Annotated in this window: 7 protein-coding genes (1 of these 7 cut by a window edge); 4 read left to right on the top strand and 3 right to left on the bottom strand. The window is 61.2% G+C overall.

Annotated elements, in window-relative coordinates; translation table 11 throughout:
* On the top strand, positions 1-16 hold the 3' portion of the coding sequence (locus ACS5Q8_RS09945; protein ID WP_426099341.1) for a hypothetical protein. Its footprint begins 266 nt before the window's first position; the window shows 16 of its 282 coding nt (coding positions 267-282); its start codon lies off the left edge, out of view; the stop codon is at positions 14-16.
* 133 nt (positions 17-149) lie between these two features.
* Here ACS5Q8_RS09945 and ACS5Q8_RS09940 read toward each other — a convergent pair whose 3' ends face one another.
* The 3 genes from ACS5Q8_RS09940 to ACS5Q8_RS09930 all read right to left on the bottom strand — a co-directional run bounded on the left by ACS5Q8_RS09940 (position 150) and on the right by ACS5Q8_RS09930 (position 3,666).
* Positions 150-1,958, bottom strand: a complete 1,809-nt coding sequence (locus tag ACS5Q8_RS09940; protein ID WP_465160122.1) for an aminopeptidase P family protein — start codon at positions 1,956-1,958, stop codon at positions 150-152.
* A gap of 49 nt (positions 1,959-2,007) precedes the next feature.
* Complete coding sequence (locus ACS5Q8_RS09935; RefSeq protein ID WP_276197349.1) at positions 2,008-3,168, bottom strand: cysteine desulfurase family protein; 1,161 nt, start codon at positions 3,166-3,168, stop codon at positions 2,008-2,010.
* A 231-nt stretch (positions 3,169-3,399) separates the two neighbouring features.
* Positions 3,400-3,666 carry a hypothetical protein gene (locus tag ACS5Q8_RS09930; RefSeq protein ID WP_276197348.1) on the bottom strand — a complete coding sequence of 89 codons (267 nt, stop codon included), beginning with the start codon at positions 3,664-3,666 and terminating at the stop codon, positions 3,400-3,402.
* Between the two features lie 399 nt (positions 3,667-4,065).
* Between ACS5Q8_RS09930 and msuE the strand changes: the two genes are divergently transcribed.
* The 3 genes from msuE (at position 4,066) to ACS5Q8_RS09915 (ending at position 7,073) form a co-directional block, all read left to right on the top strand.
* Positions 4,066-4,629 carry an FMN reductase gene (gene msuE / locus ACS5Q8_RS09925; protein ID WP_465160121.1) on the top strand — a complete coding sequence of 188 codons (564 nt, stop codon included), beginning with the start codon at positions 4,066-4,068 and terminating at the stop codon, positions 4,627-4,629.
* Positions 4,630-4,638: 9 nt separating this feature from the next.
* A complete protein-coding gene (gene ssuD / locus ACS5Q8_RS09920; protein ID WP_078833079.1) occupies positions 4,639-5,778 on the top strand; it encodes an FMNH2-dependent alkanesulfonate monooxygenase in 1,140 nt (379 codons plus the stop codon).
* A gap of 107 nt (positions 5,779-5,885) precedes the next feature.
* Positions 5,886-7,073 carry an acyl-CoA dehydrogenase family protein gene (locus ACS5Q8_RS09915; protein WP_276197347.1) on the top strand — a complete coding sequence of 396 codons (1,188 nt, stop codon included), beginning with the start codon at positions 5,886-5,888 and terminating at the stop codon, positions 7,071-7,073.
* The last annotated feature ends 3 nt before the right edge of the window (positions 7,074-7,076 follow it).

The following is a 7,076-nucleotide window of genomic DNA, read 5'->3' as shown; positions in this document are numbered from 1 at the left end:
CGTCATCTGTAAATGACGGCCCGAGCAGTCCACTTCCGACTGCTCCGCACCGCCCACCTTGAACGCCTCGAACCGACGCAGCCCTTCGCGACGCTGCGGCTAACCGCCTGCGCGCAGATCGCAAGCGGCACCTGCCGAGCAGCGACCGATCAAATAGCCGCAGTCCGCACCTGCAACCACTCCAGCGCGGCGCCACTGAGCAATGGGCTCAAACGCTGACGCACCTCTGCATGGTACGCATTGAACCACTGGCACTCCTCGGCCGTCAGCAACGACGGCTCCAGGCAACGGGTGTCGATCGGGCACAAGGTCAAGGTTTCGAACTTGAGAAACTCACCAAACTCGGTCTTGCCTGCTTCGCGATTCAACACCAGGTTCTCGATACGCACGCCCCAACGCCCCGGGCGGTACGTACCCGGCTCAATGGAAGTGATCATGCCCGGCTGCATCGCAGTTTGCGGCGCAGTGGCCGCCTGGTAGGCGATCACCTGCGGACCTTCATGCACATTGAGGAAATAACCTACGCCGTGACCTGTGCCGTGCCCATAGTCGACACCTTCGGCCCAGATCGGCGCTCGCGCGATGGCATCCAGCAATGGCGACATAATGCCCTTGGGAAAGTGAGCACGGGACAGCGCAATCACCCCCTTGAGCACGCGGGTGCAATCACGTTTCTGCTCATCACTCGGCGAACCGATAGGCACCATCCGCGTGATATCGGTGGTACCACCCAAGTACTGGCCGCCCGAGTCGATCAACAGCAGGCCGTCACCTTCGATCAGCGCATGCTCTTCTTCGGTGGCGTGATAATGCGGCATCGCGCCATTGGCGTTGAACGCGGCAATGGTGTTGAAACTCAGCGACACATAACCGGGCCGGCGGGTACGTGCAGCCGTCAGGTGTTCGTCGATGGTCAGTTCGGTGATGCGTTCACGGCCCAGCGCACTCTCCAGCCAGGCGAAAAATTCGCACAGGGCCGCGCCATCCTGTTCCATGGCCTGGCGGATATGTTCCGCGTCGGCCAGGCTCTTGCGGGATTTGGCAAGCGTAGTCGGATTCATCCCTTCCAGCAGCTTGACGCTGGCATCCAGGTGTTCCAACAAGCCCGCGGTCACGCGTGCCGGATCAACCTGCACACTCGCGCCCGACGGCACCGCCCGTAGCGCACCGGCGACTTCGCTGTAATCGCGCAAGGTCACGCCATCCTGCTCAAGCACAGCGCGCAGCTCGGCATCGACTTTGCTCAGCGCCACAAACAAAGTGGCCTGTTGTGCACTGATCAGGGCGAAGGACACAAACACCGGGTTGAACGATACATCGGCACCGCGCAGGTTAAACAACCAGGCGATGTCATCCAGGGTCGCGATGAAATGCCAGTCGGCGCCCTTTTCTTTCAAACTGGCGCGCAGCGCCGCGAGTTTTTCCCCACGGCTGACGGTGGCCTGCGGTGGCAGATGCTGGTAGATAGGCTGATTCGGCAACGTCGGGCGATCTTTCCAGACTTCATTCAACAGGTCGATATCGGTACGCAGGCGTGCGCCGCGCTCTGCCAGCTTGCCGCCCAAAGTACGCGCCGAAGCCACGGCCATTACCGCACCATCAACCGCCACCACACCGCCATGCGGCGTCTGCTCGGCCAGCCATTCCAGCGGACCAGGTTGACCCGGCTGCAGTTTCACCAGTTCGATACCGCTGCCCTTGAGCTCCTTGGTCGCTTGTTCCCAGTAGCGGCTGTCGGCCCAGACACCGGCGAAATCCGCGGTGACGATCAGCGTCCCCACTGACCCGTGAAACCCCGACAACCATTGACGCCCCTGCCAGTAGCCCGGCAAGTATTCGGACAAGTGCGGGTCAGCCGACGGCACCAGCAAGGCGTGAATGCCCTCGCGGCGCATCAGTTCACGGGTATGCGCCAGGCGCTGGGGAACCGTTCCATGGGTCAAAAGCTGCGTACTCATTGTGTCTCCTGCTAACCACTAATAATTGTTATGGGTTACGAATGAGGAATCAAACCGCCCAGAACGCCGGCGCACTGGCAAGGGCGGCCTTGATCAATTGCACGGCCTGGTCGATGTCCTGTTCGGTGGTGAACCGCCCCAGGCTCAAGCGAACGGTACGACCGGCGCTGCGGGCGTCATGCCCGAGCGCCAGCAGCACGTGGGAAGGCGCATTGCTTGCCGAATTGCAGGCCGAGGTCGCGGAAAAAGCCATGCCCACGCTTAAGGCCGCAGCGTCGAACTCGCCTTCACCGAACGTGAGGCTGAGGGTGTGAGGAATGCGCTGGGTGGCGCTGCCATTGAGACGCACACCGGCAACCGTCGTCAGTTGATCCAGCAAACGCCGGCGCAAGGCCACGATCGCCGCCTGCTCCTCGCTGAAAGCCTGCGCCGCCAGGGCGAACGCCGCGCCCATGCCCGCGATCTGGTGGGTCGCCAGGGTGCCTGAGCGCAAGCCGCCCTCGTGGCCACCGCCGTGAATCTGCGCCATCACCTTCTGCTGCGCCCGCGGCCCGACATACAGCGCGCCGATCCCCTTGGGGCCATACACCTTGTGTGCGGAAAACGACATCAAGTCCACCGGCCATTGCGCCAGGTCGATTGCCACCTTGCCCGCGCCCTGTGCCGCGTCCACATGCAACAACGCGCCGTGTTCACGCACCCGCGCGCCGATGGCGGGGATGTCGTTGAGCGTGCCCAACTCGTTGTTCACCAGCATCAGCGAGACCAGGAAGGTGTCTTCACGCAGTGCTTCACTCACCGCCTCGGCACTGATCAACCCATCGGCGTCCGGCACCAGGTAGGTCACGGCTACACCGGCTTCCTGCATCTGCCGCGCGGTGTCCAGCGTGGCCTTGTGCTCGATCTGGCTGGTGATGATATGCCCCCCCGCGACGCCCCGTGCTTGAGTTACACCCTTGATCGCGAGGTTGTTGGATTCAGTCGCGCCGGACGTCCAGACGATCTGCTCCGGCTCCGCACCGACCAACTCGGCCACCTGGCGACGCGCCCGCTCAACCGTTTGCCGGGCCGCTTGGCCGAATGCGTGGGAACTGGACGCAGGGTTACCGAAATTGGCATGGAAGCCCAGACACTCGACCATCACCTGGATGACTCGCTCATCCACCGGGGTGGTGGCGGCATAGTCGAAATACAACGGACGTTTATTCATAACCTTGGGGACTCGCAGAGCTGGTTCCCGAGAGCAACGTCTCAGGGGCATCGACCGGAACAGAGGTCGTCAGGTTTACCCGATCGAATGCCATTAAAAAAGGACCACTTGACGTAAATGTGCGTAGGAACGCTCCTGAAATTCAGCTTAACAGGCTGAAGTAGCGCCATGGCAAACAAAAAGCCCGAGGGTTCTTGAGAAACCTCGGGCTTTTTGGCACTGAGCAACGGCTCAACTGGGACGACCATGCAGGGTCACATTACGTTCGGCGTTCATTTCGCCCTGGCGATCAAAGCCGAAAGGCTTCTGTGCCTGGGTCAGGGCAGCCCGCTGCTGTTGATACTCGTCAAACGACAACCCGCGACGGCTCAACGCCTCCAGCGCCAGTTCCCGGGTTTCTTGTGCCGTGTAAGGGCGCAATTCAGGCGAAGGATGGGTCGCACAACCGGCAACGACAGAAGTGACAAGTAATACGCAAACAGCAAGAAATCGGTTCATGGCGGTGGCTCTGCGAAGGAGGTCTCAAGTCAATGAACACAGGCTACTCCCGACCTTGAACGGTGAAAAATCATCATCCGTGATAGTCGCTATCAACCGAGGTCGCACCCTCGATAGGGCAGCACGCATATTCCTATAAGATCTATAAATATAGAAATACGTTAATTTACGGAATAAACATAACCCTCTATAAATGGCTGCACGCGAGCTCAACACTGTTCGCCACGCAACTGTTGTCCAGGCAACAGCCATTCAACAAAACACCAGGCAGACAACAGCAACGTTTTCAGCAGTGAGCCCGCAGCCCAAGCGATTCAAGGCCTGCAGCCGTTGGTACAGCTCTTGCTCAGACCGACTCACTTCTCCTGCGATGAACCACTGTTGAAAAAGGAACTGTTCATGACCCGTCCCCTGAATGTCGTTGCCCTCTCCGGCGGAACCTGGCGCCCGTCCCGCACCCTGGTGTTGACCCAGGCCGTGCTGGCCGAACTGGCAACTTTATTGCCGATCCAGACCACTCTTATCGAACTCGGCGATATCGCCCGGCCACTGGGCGGCGCACTGTCGCGCGATGAGTTGCCGGCCGAGGTCGAATCCCAACTGTTGGCCATCGAACAGGCCGATCTGCTGATCGTCGCCGCACCGGTCTATCGCGGTTCTTATCCAGGCCTGCTCAAACATCTGTTCGACCTGGTTGGCCTAAATTCGTTGATCGACACCCCGGTGCTGCTGGCCGCCACCGGCGGCAGTGAACGTCACGCGCTGGTACTCGATCACCAGTTACGCCCGCTGTTCAGCTTCTTCCAGGCCCTGACCCTGCCGATCGGCGTGTATGCCACCGAAGCCGATTTCACCGATTACCAAATCACCAGCGAAGCCTTGAAGGGCCGTATTCGCCTTGCGGCAGAACGCGCAGCACCTTTGTTCGCCGCGCACTCCCCCTCTCTGCTGAAAATCGCTTAAGGATTCGTCATGGATGTTTTCTGGTTTCTGCCCACTCATGGCGACGGTCATTACCTGGGCACCACCCAAGGTGCTCGCCCGGTCACCCTCAATTATCTGAAGCAAGTCGCCCAGGCTGCTGACAGCCTTGGTTACTACGGCGTGCTGATTCCTACCGGGCGCTCGTGCGAAGACTCCTGGGTGATCGCCTCGGCGCTGGTGCCGCTGACGGAGCGTTTGCGCTATCTGGTTGCAATTCGCCCAGGCATCATCTCGCCCACGGTGTCGGCGCGCATGGCGGCGACCTTGGATCGCCTGTCGAACGGCCGCCTGCTGATCAACGTCGTGACCGGCGGTGACCCCGACGAAAACCGAGGCGACGGCAGCTTCCTCGACCACAGCGAACGCTATGAAGTCTCCGACGAATTCCTCAGGATCTGGCGCCGCGTGTTGCAGGGCGAATCGGTGGACTTCGAAGGCAAACACCTGCGCGTACAGAATGCCAAAGCGCTTTACCCACCGGTGCAGAAGCCTTATCCGCCACTGTACTTCGGCGGTTCTTCCGACGCTGCCCACGACCTCGCCGCCGAACAGGTGGATGTGTACCTGACCTGGGGCGAACCACCTGCCGCCGTCGCCGAAAAGCTCGCGGATGTGCGTGAACGTGCCGCGCGCCACGGGCGGACCGTGAAATTCGGCATCCGCCTGCATGTGATCGTGCGCGAGACCGAAGAAGACGCCTGGAAAGCCGCCGACAAACTGATCGAACACATCAGCGACGAGACCATCGCCGCCGCGCAAAAATCCTTCTCGCGCTTTGACTCCGAAGGCCAGCGCCGCATGGCCGCCTTGCACGATGGGCGCCGCGACAACCTGGAAATCGCCCCCAACCTCTGGGCCGGTGTCGGCCTGGTACGTGGCGGCGCCGGTACGGCGCTGGTGGGCAACCCGCAACAAGTGGCTGAGCGGATCAAGGAATACGCGGACTTGGGCATCGAGAGTTTCATCTTCTCCGGCTACCCGCACCTCGAAGAAGCCTATCGCTTCGCCGAGTTGGTGTTCCCGCTATTGCCGGAACCCTACGCCAGCCTGGCCGGACGCGGCGTCACCAATCTGACGGGGCCGTTTGGCGAAATGATTGCCAATGATGTGCTGCCAGCCAAGGCCTGAGAACGCTGAGATCCGGCTTAGGTGGGAGCGCACAAGCCCGCTCCCACCTTTGATCTTCATTGCCCAATAGATAGCACACGGCATTAGAGCCCTATGAGGAATACCGCGTGACAGCCAAACCCCACAGCGTCCTGCCCTCACCTTTGCAGACCGCCAGACAGCTCGCCGCCGAATTCGCGCTCACCGCCGTCGAACGCGACGAGCGCGGTGGCACGCCAAAAACCGAACGGGATGCCCTGCGCCAAAGCGGTCTGCTGGCGCTGAGCATTCCCGCTCAATACGGCGGCCTCGGTGCGCGCTGGAGCGACACCCTGGGCATCGTGCGTGAATTCGCCAAGGTCGACAGCTCCATCGCCCATGTCTTCGGTTTCCACCACCTGATGCTCGCCACTGTCCGTCTGTTTTCGCGCCCGGACCAATGGCAACCCTGGTTCGAACAGACCGCGCGCAAAAACTGGTTCTGGGGCAATGCCCTCAACCCGCTGGACACGCGCACGTTGGTCAAGGATTTTGGCGGCTGGCGTGAGTTCTCCGGCAAAAAGAGTTTCTGCTCCGGCGCCAGCGATTCGGAAATGCTGATCGCCTCGGCGGTGGATGAGAGCGCCGGCGGCAAGTTGCTGATCGCCGCCATCCCCAGTGGACGCAGCGGCATCACTTTGCACAACGACTGGAACAATATCGGCCAGCGCCAGACCGACAGCGGCAGCGCCAGTTTCGAACGGGTACGCGTCGAGGAATCGGAGTTGCTGCTCGACCCGGGTCCACTGAGCACACCCTTCGCCGGCCTACGCCCACTGATCGCACAGTTGACCTTCACGCACATGTTCCTCGGCATTGCCGAAGGTGCCTTTGACGAAGCGCGCAACTACACCCTCACCGAAACCCGCGCGTGGCACAAATCCACCGCCGAGGATGTGCGCCAGGACCCCTACGTACTGCACCACTACGGCGAATTCTGGGTGGCCTTGCAAGGTGTGCGCCTACTGGTGGAACGCGCCGCCACGCAGCTCGATCAAGCCTGGGCCAAGGGGCCGAACCTCAGCGAAAACGAACGCGGCCAACTGGCCATCGCCATCGCCACCGCCAAGGTCGCCGCCAGCCGCCAGGGCCTGGAGTTGTGCAGCCGCTTATTTGAAGTCACTGGCGCGCGCTCCACCCATGCGTCACTGCGCCTGGACCGCCATTGGCGCAACCTGCGCACGCAAAGCCTGCACGATCCGGTGGACTACAAACTCCACGAACTGGGGGACTGGGCGTTGAACCAGTCCCTGCCGATTCCTACGTTCTATTCATAAAGA

The organism is Pseudomonas sp. PAMC25584 (genome assembly GCF_058135675.1).
This window is presented reverse-complemented; position numbering and strand designations above follow the sequence as displayed.